The organism is Gillisella taibaishanensis, assembly GCF_001938985.1.
GTDB lineage: Bacteria > Pseudomonadota > Alphaproteobacteria > Rhizobiales > Rhizobiaceae > Allorhizobium > Allorhizobium taibaishanense.
Genome location: NZ_MKIN01000016.1, coordinates 21105 through 39274 on the forward strand (window position 1 = coordinate 21105; position 18170 = coordinate 39274).

At 59.0% G+C, this 18170-nt stretch carries 19 protein-coding genes; 6 read left to right on the forward strand and 13 right to left on the reverse strand.

What is annotated here, in order from left to right; all coding sequences use genetic code 11:
* The first annotated feature begins 188 nt into the window (after positions 1 to 188).
* Positions 189 to 776: an isochorismatase family cysteine hydrolase gene (locus BJF91_RS01185; protein WP_324615698.1), complete on the forward strand. Its 588-nt coding sequence runs from the start codon at positions 189 to 191 to the stop codon at positions 774 to 776.
* Between the two features lie 107 nt (positions 777 to 883).
* Here BJF91_RS01185 and BJF91_RS01190 read toward each other — a convergent pair whose 3' ends face one another.
* The 5 genes from BJF91_RS01190 to BJF91_RS01210 form a co-directional block, all read right to left on the reverse strand.
* Entirely contained in the window at positions 884 to 2377 is a 1494-nt protein-coding gene (locus BJF91_RS01190; RefSeq protein WP_075612669.1) for an HAL/PAL/TAL family ammonia-lyase, read from the reverse strand.
* Entirely contained in the window at positions 2374 to 3150 is a 777-nt protein-coding gene (locus BJF91_RS01195; RefSeq protein WP_075612670.1) for an ABC transporter ATP-binding protein, read from the reverse strand. Before BJF91_RS01195 ends, BJF91_RS01190 begins: the two co-directional genes overlap by 4 nt.
* A gap of 12 nt (positions 3151 to 3162) precedes the next feature.
* The gene (locus BJF91_RS01200; RefSeq protein ID WP_075612671.1) at positions 3163 to 3867 is read right to left on the reverse strand and encodes an ABC transporter permease; all 705 of its coding nucleotides are present in this window, start codon (positions 3865 to 3867) and stop codon (positions 3163 to 3165) included.
* A complete protein-coding gene (locus tag BJF91_RS01205) occupies positions 3867 to 4592 on the reverse strand; it encodes an ABC transporter permease (protein ID WP_075612672.1) in 726 nt (241 codons plus the stop codon). Before BJF91_RS01205 ends, BJF91_RS01200 begins: the two co-directional genes overlap by 1 nt.
* Before the next feature lie 79 nt (positions 4593 to 4671).
* Complete coding sequence (locus BJF91_RS01210; RefSeq protein ID WP_075612673.1) at positions 4672 to 5508, reverse strand: transporter substrate-binding domain-containing protein; 837 nt, start codon at positions 5506 to 5508, stop codon at positions 4672 to 4674.
* Between the two features lie 173 nt (positions 5509 to 5681).
* On the opposite strand from BJF91_RS01210, the gene hutC reads away from it, so the two are divergent.
* The 3 genes from hutC to BJF91_RS01225 all read left to right on the forward strand — a co-directional run bounded on the left by hutC (position 5682) and on the right by BJF91_RS01225 (position 8532).
* Positions 5682 to 6437 (forward strand): histidine utilization repressor, encoded by a 756-nt coding sequence (hutC, locus tag BJF91_RS01215; protein WP_075612674.1) that lies wholly within the window; start codon positions 5682 to 5684, stop codon positions 6435 to 6437.
* Positions 6438 to 6664: 227 nt separating this feature from the next.
* Positions 6665 to 7606 (forward strand): LysR family transcriptional regulator, encoded by a 942-nt coding sequence (locus tag BJF91_RS01220; RefSeq protein WP_075612675.1) that lies wholly within the window; start codon positions 6665 to 6667, stop codon positions 7604 to 7606.
* A 170-nt stretch (positions 7607 to 7776) separates the two neighbouring features.
* On the forward strand, positions 7777 to 8532 hold the full coding sequence (locus BJF91_RS01225) for an SDR family NAD(P)-dependent oxidoreductase (RefSeq protein WP_075612676.1): 756 nt from the start codon (positions 7777 to 7779) through the stop codon (positions 8530 to 8532).
* A gap of 121 nt (positions 8533 to 8653) precedes the next feature.
* Here the strand turns inward: BJF91_RS01225 and BJF91_RS01230 are convergent, their stop codons facing one another.
* The 5 genes from BJF91_RS01230 to BJF91_RS01250 form a co-directional block, all read right to left on the reverse strand.
* Positions 8654 to 9655: an NADP-dependent oxidoreductase gene (locus BJF91_RS01230; RefSeq protein ID WP_075612677.1), complete on the reverse strand. Its 1002-nt coding sequence runs from the start codon at positions 9653 to 9655 to the stop codon at positions 8654 to 8656.
* A gap of 31 nt (positions 9656 to 9686) precedes the next feature.
* Entirely contained in the window at positions 9687 to 10550 is an 864-nt protein-coding gene (locus BJF91_RS01235; protein ID WP_075612678.1) for an alpha/beta fold hydrolase, read from the reverse strand.
* A gap of 51 nt (positions 10551 to 10601) precedes the next feature.
* Complete coding sequence (locus BJF91_RS01240) at positions 10602 to 11426, reverse strand: oxidoreductase (RefSeq protein WP_075612679.1); 825 nt, start codon at positions 11424 to 11426, stop codon at positions 10602 to 10604.
* 111 nt (positions 11427 to 11537) lie between these two features.
* A complete protein-coding gene (locus BJF91_RS01245; protein ID WP_075612680.1) occupies positions 11538 to 12632 on the reverse strand; it encodes an alkene reductase in 1095 nt (364 codons plus the stop codon).
* A 54-nt stretch (positions 12633 to 12686) separates the two neighbouring features.
* Positions 12687 to 13475 carry an SDR family NAD(P)-dependent oxidoreductase gene (locus tag BJF91_RS01250; RefSeq protein ID WP_139310550.1) on the reverse strand — a complete coding sequence of 263 codons (789 nt, stop codon included), beginning with the start codon at positions 13473 to 13475 and terminating at the stop codon, positions 12687 to 12689.
* Positions 13476 to 13585: 110 nt separating this feature from the next.
* On the opposite strand from BJF91_RS01250, the gene BJF91_RS01255 reads away from it, so the two are divergent.
* The gene (locus BJF91_RS01255) at positions 13586 to 14134 is read left to right on the forward strand and encodes a TetR/AcrR family transcriptional regulator (RefSeq protein ID WP_075612682.1); all 549 of its coding nucleotides are present in this window, start codon (positions 13586 to 13588) and stop codon (positions 14132 to 14134) included.
* 102 nt (positions 14135 to 14236) lie between these two features.
* Here BJF91_RS01255 and BJF91_RS01260 read toward each other — a convergent pair whose 3' ends face one another.
* Together BJF91_RS01260 and BJF91_RS01265 are read right to left on the reverse strand one after the other, a co-directional pair.
* Positions 14237 to 15016, reverse strand: a complete 780-nt coding sequence (locus tag BJF91_RS01260) for an SDR family oxidoreductase (RefSeq protein ID WP_075612683.1) — start codon at positions 15014 to 15016, stop codon at positions 14237 to 14239.
* Entirely contained in the window at positions 15016 to 15336 is a 321-nt protein-coding gene (locus BJF91_RS01265; RefSeq protein WP_075612748.1) for a nuclear transport factor 2 family protein, read from the reverse strand. The genes BJF91_RS01260 and BJF91_RS01265 overlap by 1 nt, the downstream gene beginning before the upstream one ends.
* Before the next feature lie 114 nt (positions 15337 to 15450).
* Between BJF91_RS01265 and BJF91_RS01270 the strand changes: the two genes are divergently transcribed.
* The gene (locus tag BJF91_RS01270; RefSeq protein ID WP_075612684.1) at positions 15451 to 16353 is read left to right on the forward strand and encodes a LysR family transcriptional regulator; all 903 of its coding nucleotides are present in this window, start codon (positions 15451 to 15453) and stop codon (positions 16351 to 16353) included.
* Positions 16354 to 16391: 38 nt separating this feature from the next.
* On the opposite strand, the gene BJF91_RS01275 is transcribed toward BJF91_RS01270, so the two are convergent.
* Positions 16392 to 18029 (reverse strand): FGGY-family carbohydrate kinase, encoded by a 1638-nt coding sequence (locus tag BJF91_RS01275; RefSeq protein ID WP_075612685.1) that lies wholly within the window; start codon positions 18027 to 18029, stop codon positions 16392 to 16394.
* Positions 18030 to 18170: the final 141 nt, after the last annotated feature.

Consider the following 18170-nt stretch of genomic DNA (forward strand, 5'->3'; position numbering starts at 1 on the left):
GTTCCAGCGGCGTGACTATTTTTTATGTAGTGACATTGACAGAATTTGATAGTTGCTGCATATTTAGTAGTCACTTGCTGGTGGCACTGTAAGAGCCGAGAGCCACTGGTGAAATTATTCCGTCACCTCAAAAGCAGAGAACGCATCTGACTGATGCAGCCTATCAAGCAGACAGGACAGCTCTTCTGATTGTCGATCCTTACAACGACTTCATGTCGGAGGGTGGCAAGCTTTATGAAGCGATCAAGCCGACTGCCGACCAATCGGGGCTCTTCGACAACCTGCGTCAGATTATTCCTGCCGTGCGTGCGTCAGGCGTCAAAGTGTTCATTGTCCCCCATCATCACGCCGACCCCCACGGTCATGATTACGATGGGTGGCAGCATCTAAACATGTTCATGGAGCAAGGGCGTGGATACAAAGCTTTCGAAGCGGGTTCATGGGGTGGTGAATTTCATCCGGAGTTTGGACCGCAGCCTGGAGACGTGGTCGTCAAAGAACACTGGTCGCAGAACGGCTTTGCAAATACTGATCTTGATTTCCTGCTGAAGCAGCATGGCATTCAAAAGGTCGTTCTTGTTGGACTGGTTGCCAACAGCTGTATCGAGGCGACGGGCCGGTACGCGATGGAAATCGGCTATCACGTCACGCTCATTCCCGACGCGACGGCCGCCTTCAATGAGGAAGGAATGGCTGCGGCGAAAACCAATGCACCATTCTATGCCCACGCCATTCTTTCGACTGAAGAATTTCTTAAAGTCTTGCCTAAGCAATGACGTTGCATCCGGGAGAGCACGACAGTCGATTCTGTCGTGCTTTCCCAGCTACTAGGTTCAGAAAAGCGTAGTTCGGCACATGCGCAGAACATCGATGACTGCGATTGTTATGCCAAATCCATCGGCTGGTTTTCGGCAATCAGCGCAGTCAATATTTTGATGTCCTCGCCCAAGGGCCTGTCATCCTGATACTGCGGCGTAGTCTCCCGGACCATATCGTATAGTGCCCGATTGCTCGGCGCCATCTTGCCGTCCTGGAGGAGAAAGTCGTGCGCCTGTGCTGCGGCCATGAGTTCTATGGCCAGGATAGATTCGGCATTGTCGATGACGGTCAGCAACTTCTGGGCCGCGGCCGTTGGATGCGCCAGAAAATCCTCCTGCAGCGCTGACGTGATACCGCCGTCCGTCGACGCGGGGGCAGCCAATCGCCGGTTTTCGTTGCTGAGAGCGGCTGCGGTATATTGGGCGATCATAAAGCCGGAATGGCTACCGGCGTCGCTGGCAAGAAAGGGCGGCAATCCGCTGACCAAAGGGTTGATCAGCCGATCCATGCGTCGCTCGCTCATGGCGGCAATCTGCGCAATTGCAATCGCCAGACTGTCCGCAGCTTGCGCAAGCGCCGGGGCGACGGCATGCGCCTCGGATGAAACGACGGGATGGTCGGGCGTACCCGACACGACGGGATTATCGGTGACCGAGGCAAGCTCCTGGTCGACGACCTCACCGCTTTGCACGAAAACATCCCATGCGGCTCCATGCGCATGGGGGACCGAGCGCAGGCTCAGCGCATCCTGAGTTCGCCTTCCAACGGCGCGTGCAATCAACTCGCTGCCATCAAGGCGGCTTCGAAGCGTCGCCCCCACTTTGGCGATGCCGGCTGATCGCCGGAGCGACAGCACATCCTCACTGAACGCGGCCATTTGACAGCCTGCTGCCTCAAGTGTGAGGGCCGCCACGGCATCCATCCACGCAAGCAACCGTTCAGTGCGAGCAAGAGCGACCGACGCAAGCCCGGTGGCACAGGCGGTGCCGTTGACGAGGCTCAGACCTTCCTTGGCCTGGAGCGTCAGCGGTTGAAGACCGATTGCTGCCAGCGCCTCTGCCCCGCTTTTGCGTTCGCCTTTGATCGTGGCATAGCCTCTGCCGATCAAGACGAGTGCCGTGTGTGCGTTATGGATGAGATAGCCTGCAGATCCTTTCTTGGGGACCTCAGGGATACATCCGGCGGCGAGCAAACTTACGAGAGAGTTGACCACCTCGGGGCGAATTCCGGAATAGCCATGGCAGAAATTCGCGACCTGCGCCGTCATGATTGCCCGGACCTCACGCGCCGGCAGCAAAGGACCGACCCCGCAGGCATGGCTGAGGATGATGTTTTGCGATAGCCTGCTTTGCGAAGGGCGATCTACAATCGTGTCCGAGAGCGCGCCGACGCCGGTATTGATCCCATAGGCGCGAATTCCCTTCTCGATAATGGCGTCGACGACATCTCGCGCCGTCTTCACCCGGGTCAGTGCAGCATCGCTGACTTCAAGGTCTTCACCTGCGCCGACACGCGCCACATCTCGCCATGTCAGGGGATTATCGATAACAACTGTCATTGCCCGTTTCCGAAATGGCCGATGAACTGCCGGAATGCCGGGGACGTGTGCGTCGCGAACATTTCATCCGGTGTTCCGCTGCTTTCGATCAAACCTTCGCGCATGAAGATGACCCGGTTGGACACGTTGCGAGCAAAACTCATCTCGTGTGTCACCACAAGCATCGTCATTCCCTCCTGCGCCAGGGCGCGCATCACACGGAGGACCTCGCCCACCAATTCCGGGTCGAGCGCCGACGTCGGCTCGTCAAAGAGCATGACTTTCGGTTTCATCGCCAGGGCTCTGGCAATTGCTGCGCGTTGTTGTTGCCCGCCAGACAGATGGGCGGGATAGGCATGACGCTTGTCGACGATGCCAACCTTCTCCAGCAGTGCCTCGGCTTCCGCAATGCATTCAGCACGCGGGCGTTTCAGCACATGCACCGGTCCCTCGATGACGTTTTCAAGGATCGTCATATGAGACCAGAGATTGAAGCTCTGGAAAACCATCCCAAGTTCGGCACGAATCCGGTCCACCTGCTTTCGGCTCTCCGGGTGAGGCCGGCCTTTTCGAACCGTCATGCGGATCTGTTCGCCGTCGACCACGATGTCGCCGCCACTTGCCGTCTCCAAAAGGTTGATACAGCGCAGAAACGTCGATTTACCGGAACCTGACGCGCCGAGGATGGAGATGACATCGCCATCACGCGCGTCCAGCGATATGCCGCGCAAGACCTCATGAGTTCCAAAACTCTTGCGGATGTTTCGCACGGATAGGCGGATTGCATCAGACATGAGCAAAGCTCCTTACGCTTTTACGGCTGGCGCAATGGCCCGGCGATGTTTTGAGAGAGAGCGTTCCAGCAGAGACATCGCCTGCAGGATGATGAAGTTGAGCACCAGGTAGATCAGCGCCGCACAAAGAAAGACCTCCATCGTCCGGTACGTCTGATGGATCAGCCGCTGTGCCACACCGGTCACCTCCCAGACGGTCACGAGGCTTGCAAGCGCGGTCGATTTCATCATCAACACGATCTCGGTGGAATAGGCTGGCAAGGCATGGCGAAAGGCGATCGGCGCGATGATCCGCCGGACGAGAAGAAAGCCGGACATTCCGATGGCGCGGGCAGCTTCTATTTCCTTTGCCGGAACGGCGCGAATGCCGCTTCTGAAGATTTCAGCGGAATAGCCTGCCGTGCACAGCGCCAGCGACAGAACGGCACAGACGAGTGGTTCGCGCAGGAATGGCCAAAGAAAGGAATACCGGATGATCGCGAACTGGCCGAGCCCGTAAAAGATGAGAAACATCTGAATAAGCAAGGGCGAGCCGCGAAACACAAAGATATAGGCCTTGGCAAATCCCGCCAGCAGAGGGTTTCCGCTGACGCGCATCCAGACGATGACGAGAGCGAGCAAACCGCCCACGGCGACCGACAGGGAAAAGAGTATCAGCGTCGTTGGCACCGCTTTGAGCAGGGTGATCATGGTCGACGAAAGGAAGGCAATATCCATCACGCATTCCCCATTGCCGAATGCGGCATGCTGCGGTTTGCGCGACGCTCGGCTGTGTTGAAGATGCGGTCGGATAGGCTGGTCAAGGCAAGATAAAGCACGCCGCCGACGATGAAGAAGAAGAAATACTGACGCGTCGAACCGGCCGCAACCTGGCTGGTTCGCATCAGTTCAGCGAGCCCGGTCACCGATATCAGCGCGGAGTCCTTCAAGCTCAACTGCCAGACATTGCCAAGGCCCGGGATCGCAAAGCGCAGAACCTGAGGGATAATGATCCGTCTCAGTTTGAGCGTGAAATGCATGCCGATGGCGGAGGCCGCCTCGAGTTCACCCCTGGGAATGGCCAGATAAGCACCCCGAAAGACCTCAGCCTGATAAGCACCCGATATGATCCCAACGGCAAGGGCGCCTGCGACAAACGAAGGCAGTCCTAAAAAGCCCTCATAGCCCAGCCACTGACCGACCGCCGTCACAGCGGATGAACCGCCGAAATAGATCAGATAGATGATCAGCAGTTCGGGCACGCCTCTGAATACGGTCGTATAGACGTTTCCGAGAGCGATAAGCACCAAGTTGCCCGAAAGCTTACTTGTTGCGACGACTGTGCCCAAAACCGCACCAATGAAAAGCGCCGCCGCTGTGACCAGCAGCGTGAGAAGCGTTGCCGTCAGAAGGAGCGCTCCCCACCCGTTCTGACCAAAGCCTAGAAGTGACAAGGTTGCCATATGATCATGTCCCGCGAGCACCTGCGTCAAACAAATCGGACGACCTTCAGCCTATGCGAAGATCGTCCGGCTCGAGGTCTTAGCGAGGGCTGACGTCCATCTTGAACCATTTCATCGAAAGGGTTTTGACCGTCCCGTCTGCCAATGCGGACTTAATGGCAGCGCTGAATTTATCGCGCAGATCCGTATCCGCCTTGCGGACGCCGAGGCCTTCGCCTTCACCCCAAATTGATCCGGCTATTTCCGGACCGGTGAAGGTAAGGGCATCGCTGGTGCCGAATGCGTTGGCCAAGTAGACGGCATCATCGAAGCCGAGATCGATGCGACCGTTCTGAAGATCGAGGTCGCGATCCGCACTGGTCTTGTATTCGCGAATGTCGGCGATCGAGCTGAAGTTGTCATAGACGAATTTGGCGTAGACGGTCGCGGCCTGAATGCCGATCGTCTTGCCTTTGAAGGCCTGCTTCAGCGCTTCGATTTCTTTGACGCCGGTCTGACCGGGCGTCATCGTGATTGTCGTTCCCGTTCCAGCGGCCTTTGCAAGCGGGCTATCCTTTGCCGTGGCGAAGGCTGCCGGGGTTGCTGCATAAGGCACGGTAAAATCGATGACCTGCTTGCGCTCGTCGGTGATGGACAGAGCATCCATGATCACATCGAATTTGCCGGCGTTCAACGCCGGGATCATGCCATCCCAATCCGATGCGACCAGCTTGCACTCGAGCTTTGCCCGCTCGCACAGAACTTTGGCCAGTTCCGGCTCGAAGCCGCCAAGGCTGCCGTCGGCATTGGTGATGTTCCAGGGCGCATAGGCGCCTTCGAGGGTAATGGTGACAGTTTTCCAGTCCTTCGCAACGGCTGGCGCCGTCACTGCGGCAAAAGCGGCGACGCCTGCCAAAATGATTTTATGTAGTTTCATCTGAGGACTCCTCTGAAGCTTTTTTCGTGGCTTGTCTCGCGCCGCTCTGCGTCGGCTTTTATAAACATCTGCCCGGAGGCAAGTTGTATATGGCACCATAAGAAAAAATTTGTGCCTTGCAAGAAAGAAGTTTAGTTTTGCGGCAAATCATTGACGTGCTTAGGAGATAGGCAATGAAGCAAACCAGCATGATGAAAAAAGAGTTGGCGGCAACTGACGCAACTCCGCTCTATGCTGGCGTCAAACAGATTATCCTGGATCGCATTCACAGTGGTGAATGGCCGCCAAAGCATCGGGTGCCCTCGGAAAACGAGCTTGTTGCAGAGCTTGGGGTCAGTAAAATGACGGCCAATCGGGCATTGCGCGAACTGGCAAATGAAGGCGAATTGATCCGCGTCCAGGGCGTGGGATCCTTCGTCGCCGAACGAAAAGGCGTCTCTGCCCTGTTTGAAGTTCGCAATATCGCCGATGAAATTACCGACCGTGGTCATGCTCATGAAGCAAGCGTTGTCGTAATGACAAGGGAAGCTGCATCGCCTGACGTCGCAGATGCCCTCGGGCTTCATATCGGCGAAGACGTTTTCCACTCCCTCATCGTCCACCGGGAAGAAGGAGTGCCCGTGCAGATCGAAGACCGATATGTGCGGCCGGGCGCAGCGCCGGATTATCTGGCGCAGGACTTTTCCATCAAAACGCCGAACGCCTACCTGTCTGCCGTCGCGCCGTTAAGCGGATCCGAGCATACGGTGGAAGCGACCATGCCGCAGGCTTGGGAGTGCCGGCTTCTTATGATGCTGAAGACGGAGCCTTGCCTGGTGATCCGACGCAGAACATGGTCGGGCCGCGACGTCGTATCCCTGGCGCGCCTGATCTATCCCGGCCATCGATACAAGCTCGAGAACAGAAATGGCACCAGTGTTCCGCTCTAGTTGTATATGGAACCCAGTCAAATCCCTTGCAGCCTGTTGATCAAGGCCCGAAGCCAGGGCGTGAAGATGGCATGCTCGGCCGCTCGCCGCGCAACGTTCTGTCTCGAAGTCACCGGCGCCATGCACTGCTTGGGCAGAAAGATACGGTCGCGCGTCATAATAGGCATCGCTCCTCACCACGACCAGGCTATATTGGGTAAATCGTCAAGTCATGATCAGGCTGCCAATTGGATCAGATACTCGCCATACGAACCTTTGTCCGGGTTGCCGAAGCCGGATCCTTTGCCAAAGCGGCGGATCAGATGAACCTGCCCCGCTCTTCCGTCAGCAAACTGGTGCAAGATCTGGAGGCACATCTCGGCGCCAAGTTGGTCGAACGCACCACGCGATCTGTGACGATAACCGTAGAGGGGCTCGCCTACCATGAGCGAGCGCTTCGCCTGCTTGCCGATCTCGACGAGATGGATGGCACGGTGGCTGGCGCGCGCAGCGCGCCTAGGGGCCGGCTGCGCGTCGACATCGGGTCCGTCATGGCCAACCAGATCCTCATCCCGCGTCTCCCGGAATTTCAGAGCCTGTACCCGGATATCGACCTTCTGCTTGGTGTGAACGACCGCTCCGCAGATCTTGTCGGAGAGGGCATAGATTGCGTGATCCGCGGTGGCCTGCTCGCCGATTCCTCCATGAAGGCCCGCAAACTTTGCGAACTGGATTTTGTCGTCTGCGCGGCACCTTCCTATCTCGCAGGCAAGCGTCGCCCCGAGCATCCGGACGATCTTCGAGAGCACCGGATTGCAAGCTATTTCTCGGCTTCATCGGGAAAGCCTTTTCCTCTGCTTCTTCAGCGGGGCGAGGAGCGATACGAGTACGCGCCTGCAATGCCCGGGATGTCCGTCAACGAGAGTACGGCCCACTTGAACTGTATGCTGGCTGGCCTTGGCATCGGCCAAAGCTTCGGCTTCCTCGCCCGACCCCACTTTAAAACCGGATCGCTGATCGAACTTTTGCCTGAATGGAAGCCTGCACTGCGGCCACTGCACCTTGTTTATCCCGCAGACCGGTTTCCAAACGCAAGGCTGCGCGTGTTTGCAGATTGGGCGGCAGACATATTCAAGCAAGCCGACTACCGCCGAGAATATGACGACGGAATTATCCATCCGGGTGGATAGTCATTCTAGAGTCGGCAACTTCTCCAAACATGCCTGAGCGCCTACCTTTCACCTATCGGACGGCGACGACAGGCTGCAAGCCAATGCCTCCTCCCGACAAATCCAAAGCTTCAACAGGCCGGTCGCGTTCGGGCTGAACCATTGCGCACGGCTGACGACAGGAGATCAAGATGACCAACAGACTTCAAAACAAGATTGCCGTCGTGACAGGCGCCACCAGCGGCATCGGCCTTGCAACGGCCAAGCTCTTTGCAGCCGAAGGTGCACGTGTCTACATTACGGGGCGCCGTCAGGATGCACTCGACAAAGCGATTGCTGAAATTGGCCACGACGCCGTGGGTGTCCAGGCTGATTCAGGCAGCAATGCGGACCTTGACCGGCTCTTCGCACAGGTAAAGGCCGAACAGAACCGTCTGGACGTTCTCGTTGTCAATGCCGGTGGCGGCAGCATGCTCCCGCTTGGCGAAATCACAGAGGAACAGATCGACGACACATTCGGCCGCAACGTGAAAGCCGTTATCTTTACTGTTCAGAAGGCCCTGCCATTGCTGGGCAAAGGCTCATCCGTCGTTCTCACTGGCTCGACCGCCGGCACAGAAGGAACTGCTGCCTTCTCGGTCTACTCCGCATCCAAGGCGGCCGTGCGCAATCTCGCTCGCTCCTGGGCCCTGGATCTGAAGGGGACAGGCATCCGGGTGAATGTCGTCTCGCCCGGCGCCACGCACACACCCGGCCTCGTTGAACTTGCCGGCGACGATAAGGCTCAGCAACAAGGGCTGCTCGATTTTCTGGCATCCCGCATTCCGCTCGGCCGTGTCGGAAATCCGGAGGAAATTGCCAAGGCCAGCCTCTTCCTTGCATCTGACGATGCAAGCTTCGTGAACGGTGCCGAGCTGTTTGCCGATGGCGGTCAAGCTCAGGTCTGATTCAAGAAGGGGAGCGGCCGATGACCGCTCCCCCCATCAACAATCATCAGGCAAGCTGCATGATCCGGCAGCTTTTAGAAGGACGCGACCTCTGCGCGGCCCCCAGCAAGCCAAGCATCATTTAAGAGACGCTGACCACAACCTTCCCCTTGGCGCGTCCGGTCTCGACATAGGCCAAAGCCTCAGCCGTTTGGCTAAAGGGAAATACCTTGTCCACGACTGGGCGGATAACGCCGGAGTCGATCAGCGTGGCGATCTCAGCCAATTGATGCCCTTCCGCGCGCATGAACAAGAAAGAGTAGTCGACGCTGCGGCTCTTTGCCTTCTTCAGAATTCCCCGGCTCAGCATCCGTATCACGAAGCGCAAGAAGAGGTTCAGCCGAAGCGATTTGGCAAAGGGAACGTCCGGCGGACCGGAGACCGAGATTAGCTTTCCGCCCGGCTTCAGCACGTTCAGCGACTTTGCCAATGTCTTGGCATCCTGGCTGTTCAGCACCAGGTCGTAACCGGACAACATCTGCTCGAAATCCTGCGTCCTGTAGTCGATCACCACATCCGCGCCGAGACTTTTGACCAGGTCGACATTTACAGCGCTGGTGGTGGTGGCCACGGTGGCGCCGAGATGCTTGGCAAGCTGGATGGCAAAAGTGCCGAGGCCACCGGAACCGGCCTGAATGAATACCTTCTGGCCGGGCTTGACCTTTCCCACCTCAACGAGCGCCTGCCAGGCTGTTAGTCCTACGAGCGGGATGGACGCAGCCTGCTCCATGGAAAGGCCATTCGGCTTCAGCGCGAGGTCTGCGGCATCGACTGAAATCAATTCAGCAAAGGTGCCCGCCCGCAGATCGCGCGGCCGGCCATAAACCTCATCGCCTGCCTTGAACTGCCGCACATTTGCGCCGACGCGGACGACCGTTCCGGCCAGATCATGGCCGAGAATGAAAGGCGGCCGGTAGGGCAGGAACAGCTTGAACTCACCGTCGCGAACTTTGGAATCCAAAAGATTGACTGCGGTCGCGTGAATGCGAACCAACACATCATTGGCACCAATCTCGGGATCGGGCAGATTGGCCAGGCGCAACGCGCCCTTCTTCTTGTATTTTTCGACGATGAAGGCTTTCAAGAGCTCTCTCCAGTGTAAAACTATTATCGGGTCATGCACCTAGGAACGCCAGGGCTTTCGGCACGAATTCGGTATGGTATTGGAAGATACCGCCGTGGCCGGCATCAGCGTAGAGCACGAGTTCGGCATCTGGGATGCGCTGGGCCAAATCGCGACTATTGGATGTGGGCACCATGATATCGTTGTCCCCATTGGCGACTAGAACGGGAATGCGGATGCGCCCCAGATCCTGCGGCGCCTGACGACCCCATGCCTTGATCGCGGCAAGCTGGCGCAGGAAGGCACGGGGTGTCGGATCTTTATCGCGATCGAACTGACGCTCTTTCAGGCGTGCCAGAAAGTCTCTCGCCGCCCGGCGTCCGTTCCTGGTTGAGGTGAAGAACAGGTAAGTCTTCGGGTCGCGCAGCGTCAGCATACCTTTGAGGATCAAAGGCCAGGAGACAGCACCGACCCTTGCAATGCCTGTTCCCCCGGCAGGACCTGTACCGGTCAGGATCAGCTTGCGCACCAGACCCGGCGCTTTCAGCGCAATATCCTGCGCTACGAAGCCACCAAGCGAAAAACCCAAGACGTCGACCGTGGCAAAACCCAGCTTGCTGATGACAGCTATGACATCGAGAGCCATTTCATCGATGGTCAACGGGGCTACCCCATCGGAAAGGCCGATCCCCCTATAGTCCAACGCGATAATGTGATGGGAAACGGCGAGTTCGTCGACAATGCGCGGATCGAAGTTGTCCAGCACCGCACCCCAATGATTGAGCAGGATCAGCGGCACGCCGCCGTGAGGACCAAGCTCCCGATAGGCAAAGCGAATAGCGTCCACGGTCACGAAGCGGTTGGGAGCATAGCGATAATGATTTGTCGATGTGATCGTCATGGGTGCATCGATCATGATGGGTCTACTCTCTATCCGCGGCGCGGGTCGATGAAGGAAAAGGCGGTCTCAGGCGATGTTGAACTGTTTGCGCAAGATGCGATCAAACAGCGCTCGCGGGAGAAATCGCCGGGCAAAAGAAGTCTGTCGGGCAGCTTTGCCGGAAGGGTAGCGTAGCCGCGGTGTCCTGGCCTGCGCGGCCGCCACAATCGTTGCCGCGACATCGTCTGCCGTGTCGCCGACCGCCATGGCTGCACTGAACGCAGCCCGGTAACGGGCGAAAGACTGGATGTAGGCCTCAATAGGACGATCGCCACGCGGTGAGTTGGCTTCGATGGACGTCTTCGTCGCCCATGGCTCGATCACCGCAACCCGGATACCGAATGGCCGCACTTCATGATCAAGGGATTCGGAATAGCCTTCGATGGCGTGCTTGCTCGCCGTGTAGTGCGCGCCGAAAGGACCGGGAATGAGCCCCATGACTGAACCGACGTTCAGGATCCGTCCACTGCCCTGCTGGCGCATGATCGGCAGAACCTCGTTGGTGACGCGAACAACGCCAAGGTAGTTGGTGTCGAACAGCGCACCAACCTGCTCGATCGAGCTCTCTTCCGCCGCACCGGAGATGGCGTAGCCTGCATTGTTGACCAGGAGGTCGATGCGACCGAGTTCGGCATGGGCCTGCGCCACAGCGGCGATAACGGAGGCATCAGAGGTGACGTCGCAAGCAATCATAAGGATGCCGTCGCGGACTTCGTCGGGTTCCGCTTTACGACTTGTGCCGATCACACGGTAACCCATCCGGCTGAGCGCCAACGCAGCCGCCTTGCCGATGCCGCTGGACGCGCCGGTGACGAATGCAGTCTTCTGTCCTTTTGGTGCAAAGGTCGCCATAATTTTCTTCTCCGTCTGGCGCGCGACATCACGCCGCGCACCCTTAAGAATTCTCAGAGATCAATGATGATCGGCATACAGGAGCCGCGCCGAAGGACGGCTCCTGATGGCTCAATTGGCCGCCGTGTCGTTGAAGCGGGGATAATCCGTATAACCCGCAGCGCCGCCGCCATAGAGTGTGGCCGGATTGATCTCAGCCAAGGGCGCGCCGGTTTGTAGCCGTTCCACAAGATCCGGATTGGCGATGAACGGGCGTCCGAAGGCGATGAGATCCGCCTTGCCGTCGGCCAGATGCGAGGTCGCGAGGTCGAGGCTGTAACCATTGTTGGCGATGTAGGTCTTGGAGAAACGGCGGCGCAGAGACCCATAATCGAAGGGCGCTACGTCACGAGGACCGCCGGTCGCGCCTTCAACGACATGAATATAGGCAATGCCGAGAGCATTGAGGTGATCGACAATATAGTCGTACTGAGCCTGAGGATCGCTGCAGGAAATGCCGTTGGCAGGCGAGACCGGCGAAATCCGGATGCCGGTCCGTTCGGCGCCGATCTCCTTCGCTACCGCAGCGGTAACTTCCAGCATAAGCCGTGCGCGGTTTTCGACGGAGCCGCCATAGGCATCCGTTCGGACATTGGCGCCGTCCTTGGCGAACTGCTCGAGCAGGTAGCCGTTGGCCCCGTGAACCTCGACCCCATCGAAACCAGCCTCGATGGCATTGGCGGCCGCCTGTCTAAAATCGTTGACGATGCCTGCGAGTTCATCGATCTCCAGCGCGCGGGGTTCGGAAACATCGACGAAACCATTGTTGACGAAGGTCTTGGTCCCCGCACGAATGGCCGAGGGCGCGACCGGCTGGCCGCCATTGGGCTGCAGGTCGACATGGCTGATGCGGCCGACATGCCAGAGTTGCAGGACGATGCGTCCGCCTTTCTCGTGGACGGCGGCAGTGATCTTGCGCCAGCCATCGATCTGCGCCTGCGTATAGATGCCGGGCGTGTCCTGATAACCCTGACCCTGCTGCGAGATCTGCGAGGCCTCGGTAATGATCAGCCCTGCCGAAGCGCGCTGACCGTAATATTCTGCATTCAGATCGCCCGGCACGAAGCCTTCACCGGCGCGATTACGGGTGAGCGGTGCCATCACGATCCGGTTTGAAAGGGTGATGGCGCCAAGGGCATAGGGTTCGAAAAGTGTGTTGCTGGTCATGATTTACCTTTGGAATTTTCTCTGGAGCGGGGTCGGCTCAGGGGTGGGTGACCCTCAGGCGAGCGTACGATACCGCTCGGCGGGAAGCGCGTTGACGAGATTGCCAAGCATGGCTTTGCGCGCGCCATCGACGGCGTCCCACTGGCCGACATCGTGAAGCGGCGGGATTGTCACCAGTTCGCGACGGTCAAACCCGACCAGCGCCGCATCGACTAGATCGGTCACTTCCATGACATTGCTCATGGTATTGACGTCGACACCGACATGATCCCAGATTTCGGTCCGTGTCGTGGCAGGAAGCACCGCCTGGATATAGACGCCCTTCGGTCCAAGCTCATGGGCAAGCCCCTGCGACAGGAACAGAACGAAAGCCTTGGTCGCACCGTAGACGGTCATGCCGAATTCCGGCGCCAGACCAACAACAGAGCCGACATTGACGATCGCGCCTTCGCCAGCCTTGACAAGACGCGGAGCAATGGCGCCGGAAAGCCGGACGAGCGCTGTCGCGTTGAGCGCAACAAGTCTGGTCATGTCATCGACGCTCTGGTCGATGAAACTTCCACCAAAAGCCGTTCCAGCATTGTTGATGAGAATGCCGATATGCGCGTCGTCGCGCAGCCTGGTCTCGACCTTGGCAAGATCCGTCGGCTGGGTGAGATCGGCTGGGAGAATGTCGATCTTTACGTTGGTTTCCAGGCGAAGGCGGCTCGCAAGCGCTTCCATGCGCACCACGTCTCGGGCGACCAGCACAAGGTCATGCCCGCGACGGGCGAACCGCTCCGCATAGGTCGCGCCAATGCCCGTGGAGGCGCCAGTGATCAGGACTGCAGGAATTTGGCTCATTGGATTGCTCTTTTCTATAATTGACCCTATATTCATGATCATCATCATGATTGGATTTAAATATGATAGCCATCATGTAAATGTCAACAGCCGTCGCGGAGAATTTTGAAATGAAGGTCAGCCGAGAACAGATGGCGGAAAACCGTCGCCGGATCCTGGAGGTCGCCAGCCGGTTGTTTAAGGACAAGGGAATCGATGCGGTCAGCGTCGCTGAGGTCATGAAGGCAGCCGGCATGACCCATGGCGGCTTTTACGGACACTTCACGTCAAAGGACGATCTCGTGGCGCAAGCGCTGGCGCACGCGCTGGCGGCTGACAGTTTCGGAGACGGTGACTTCAGCAGTTTCGTTCGATCCTACCTGGCGCCTCGTCATCGCGATAATCCAGGCAATGGCTGTCCAACGGCAGGCCTGGCCGCCGTCATCCGCCACCAGACGCCGGCAGCGCTCGCGGCCATGAGCGAAGGCCTGCGAGCACAGATCGCCCGAATCGAACAGGCGCTCCCAGACAAAGGCATAGCCGACAAGCGCCGTGCAGCGATCGGAAGCTGGGCAGCAATGATCGGAGCCGTCATTCTCGCCAGAGCGGTCGATGATCCTCAATTGTCAGACGAGGTCCTTGAACAGACGCGCGCATGGATCGACAGCCATACCGGCTAGGCGAGCGCTAACTCACTGTGGGAATTAGAACGGCCCCACTGCACGCGGGGCCGCTGTTGAGAAATTCTCGGCGGGGGGAGCGGCGGCGCAAGCCCGCAGCCGTCACACGGTCGGCACCGTGCCGCCATCAATGACATATTCCACGCCGGTGATCGTTCCCGCTCTATCGGATGCGAGGAAGGCAATGAGATTGGCAATTTCCTCCGGCGTGGACGGACGGCCGATCGGGATGCCGCCGAGGGAGTCCATGATCAGCTTTTTGCCGCCCTCGAGATCCGTACCCGCTTCCTTTGCCAGCCGCTGGGCAAGATGCATCGACGATTCCGTCAGGATCCAGCCGGGCGAGACGCGCAGCACACGTACGCCCTTGGGCGACACTTCCTTGGACAGGCTCTTGCTGTAGGTCGATAGCGCGGCCTTTGCGGCCGCGTAGGCGGTGGTTGCCTCGGGCAGCGGCAGCAGCCGCTGGATCGATGAGACATGGATGACGACGCCGTGACCCTGGGCGATCATGTCGGGTATGAGCAATCGGTCCAGGCGGACGGCCGGAAACAGGTTGAGATCAAGTTCCCTTCGCCATTCGTCATCTGTCAGCACCTGGAAACCGCCTGCTGGCGCGGACGAACCGCCCAGCATGTGGACGATGATGTCGACCCCGCCGAGACGCTCTCGCACGGCGGTTGCCACAGCGTGGCAGCCTGCGTCACTGGTCAGATCGGCTGCGACGAACAGCTCTTGTGGGATCTTTGCCGGTCGTGAACGCGCGGTCGTCAACACGGTCGCCCCCATGTGTCGCAACAGATCAAGGGTTGCTGCGCCGGCACCCTTTGTTCCCGCAGTCACAAGTACGCGTTTGCCTTTGAAGTCGATGAAGTTTTCCATCAGCCGATCTCCAGCGTCGCGATTTTCCCCGCATCGAGGCGGAAACGATAGGTGAGCGTGATCGGGCTGCCGGGAAATCGACCAGTCACGCGGGCGCGGACGATATGGCGCCCATCGGCGTGTGTCGCCTCCAGAGGCTCGCTTTTATGCTCGTACTGGGCTTTCGCCGCCGCCCACCAGGCGGTGATCGCGTCGATCCCCTTATGGCTGTTTTGCTCGTCCGAAACCACGGCATTTGAAGTAAACAGCGTCTTCAGGCTGTCGGATTGGGCCTGATCGTCTGCGGCGAAATAAGCCTCGATAACGGCGGGTATTGTCACGGTTGCCTCCATCTTCTGCGTCGTTGCAGTAGACTTAGCGCGCCCGATATCTATTAATAAGGAGGATAATGCGGGATGAAATGATGACAAAAACGGGATAATAGCGGCGAGACGATGGAAACGGCAAGCCTACAGGAATTGAATGCCGTACTCGCCATTGCGCGCCGCGGAACCTTCCGGGCGGCGGCGGTGGATATGACCATGTCGACCACGGCGCTCAGCCATATGATCCGCCGGCTTGAGGCGCATCTGGGTGTGCGCCTTTTCAACCGGACAACGCGAAGCGTGTCGCTGACCGATGCCGGGCGGTTGTTCGTGGAGCAGGTCGGGCCGGCGCTGCAAGACATGCATGGCGCCCTCGACGTCGTGCGATCCCAGCGGGACGAACCAACAGGCATGATCCGCATCAACGCAGCGCCTTTTGCGGCCCGCCAGATCATGTCGCCGCTCATCACCACATTCGTGCGCCGCTATCCCAAGGTCCATGTCGATCTTGTTACCGAGGCGCGGCTGGTGGATATCGTCGCTGAAGGTTTCGATCTCGGAGCCCGGGTGGGGACGCTCGTGCCGAGCGACATGATTGCCGTGCCGCTCGGGCGCGGCCAGCGCTATGCCATTGTTGCCTCTACCGATTACATGGAACGACACGGTTCGCCAAAGGTGCCGTCAGACCTTCTGAACCATCACTGCATCCGCGTCCGTCTGCCAGATGGATCAAGACTACGCTGGCGCTTTGAAAAGGACGGCGAGACGGTGCAACTGGACGTGCCTGGCCGGATCACGCTGGACGAGACGAGCGTTGCCCGCACCGCAGTCCTGGAAGGCGTCGGCATCGGCTGTTTCATGGAAGAAGGCGTTGAGGAGGATATCGCCGCCGGGCACCTTGTCCGCCTGCTGGAAGACTGGACGCCGTCTTTTGGAACGCTCTGTCTCTACTATCCCGGACGCCGCAATCTCTCCGCCGCCATGAAAGCTTTCTTGGACATGGCCAGGGCGTTTGCGAAGGACCGAAGCTGATTGCTCCGCGCCTGCGCCTTCAGGGATAAAGGCACATCTCACCTCGACCTGATCGCCCTCGACACATCCTGAAGGCTGAGAAAGGCCTGATAGCGGCGTTCGTGAATCGCTGCGATCTCTTCGCCTGCCGGCGTGTATTGCGAGGCAATGGACGAGAGCGCGGCCATGGCCTGGCTGACATCGGGAAAGGCGTCGGCAGCAACGCTGGCGAGGATGGCGGAGCCGAGCAGGACCGGTTCTTCGGCAGCGGTGGCGACAACGGGCTTGCCGCAGGCATCGGCCAGGATCTGGCGGACCAGCGGATTGGCGCCGGCGCCGCCGCTGATCACCACCCGCTCGACGGAGGCTCCGGCCTTAGCCTGGGTTTCGATGATCTGGCGCAAGCCGTAACCGATGCCGCACAGGCCGGCGATATAAAGCGCGACGAGATTGTCGAAATCCCCATCCATGCCGATCCCGGCAATCACCGCGCGGGCGTGCGGGTCGGCGAAAGGAGCGCGGTTGCCGAGAAATTCGGGCACCACATGCAGTCCCTCGGCAAGGTCCACGGCCTTTGAGGCATGCGAGGCTTTTGTTGCGGCAGCTTCAGCCATGAAGGCGGGAAGCGATTTGCCTTCACGGCGGGCGATTGCCGTCGCCTCAGGTGCTGCGGGGTGGAAGGACAGCAATTGATCGATTGCCGCACCTGCCGCGCTCTGGCCGCCCTCGTTCAGCCACATGCCAGGTACCATGGCGGAATAGTAAGGCCCCCAGACGCCGGGCACGAAGACCGGCTCTGCGGTCGAGGTCATGGTGCAGGAAGAAGTGCCGAAGACATAGGCCAGGTTTTCGGCCGGCTTGCCGCCAATGCCGACCGTGCCGATGCCGCCCGCATGGGCGTCGATCATGCCAGCGGCAACCGCCGTGCCAGGCTTCAGCCCCATGGCGGCGGCCGCTGCTTCCGTCAGGCCCTGGCCGAGCCGCGTGCCCGGTTCGACGATCTCAGTGCCGATGCGGGCAAAGCCCTCGTCAGCCAGGTCCTTCAGCCCGATCTTGTGGAAATAATCGGCGTCCCAGCGGGCCTCATGGGCAAGGTAGGTCCATTTGCAGGTCACGGTGCAAGTCGAGCGCGAGAGGTCGCCGGTCGATTTCCAGGTGAGGAAATCGGCAAGATCGAAGAACTGCCAGGCGGCGGCAAAGGTCTGCGGGCGGTTTTCCTTCAACCACAGGATTTTTGGCGTTTCCATCTCTGGCGAAATCCGCCCGCCGACATAGCGCAGCACCTCATGGCCCATGGCGTTGATGCGCTCGGCCTGCGCGACGGCGCGGTGATCCATCCAGACGATGATATCGCGCTCGGCAACCTCTGACGGACCGACGGCCAGCGGCGTCCCGCCCTTCCCCAGCACCACAAGCGAGCATGTCGCATCGAAACCGAGCCCGACCACGTCGGCGGGGTCAACGCCTGCCGATGCAACGGTCTCGCGGACGATGGCGCAGACGGCATCCCAGATTTCGGTGCTCGACTGCTCGACGACAGAGCCTGCCTCGCGAAACAGCGAAATGTCGCGCTTGGCAACCGACAGCATCCGGCCTTCAAGGTCGAAAAGACCCGCCCTGGCGCTGCCGGTGCCGACATCGACGCCAATGACGTAACGTGGCTTTTGCGTGGAGGACGGAGTCGGGGTTTGGGTCATCGGTTTATGCTCTGCTGCCAGCTATTGTTTTGAGGTCGGGCGATAGATCTGTACTAGAGTTTGTCAGGGAAAAGTGGAAACCGGTTTTCCCGAAAAGACAAACGAAAACAAAGAAAACTAGAGTCTGTCTGGTTCAATCTG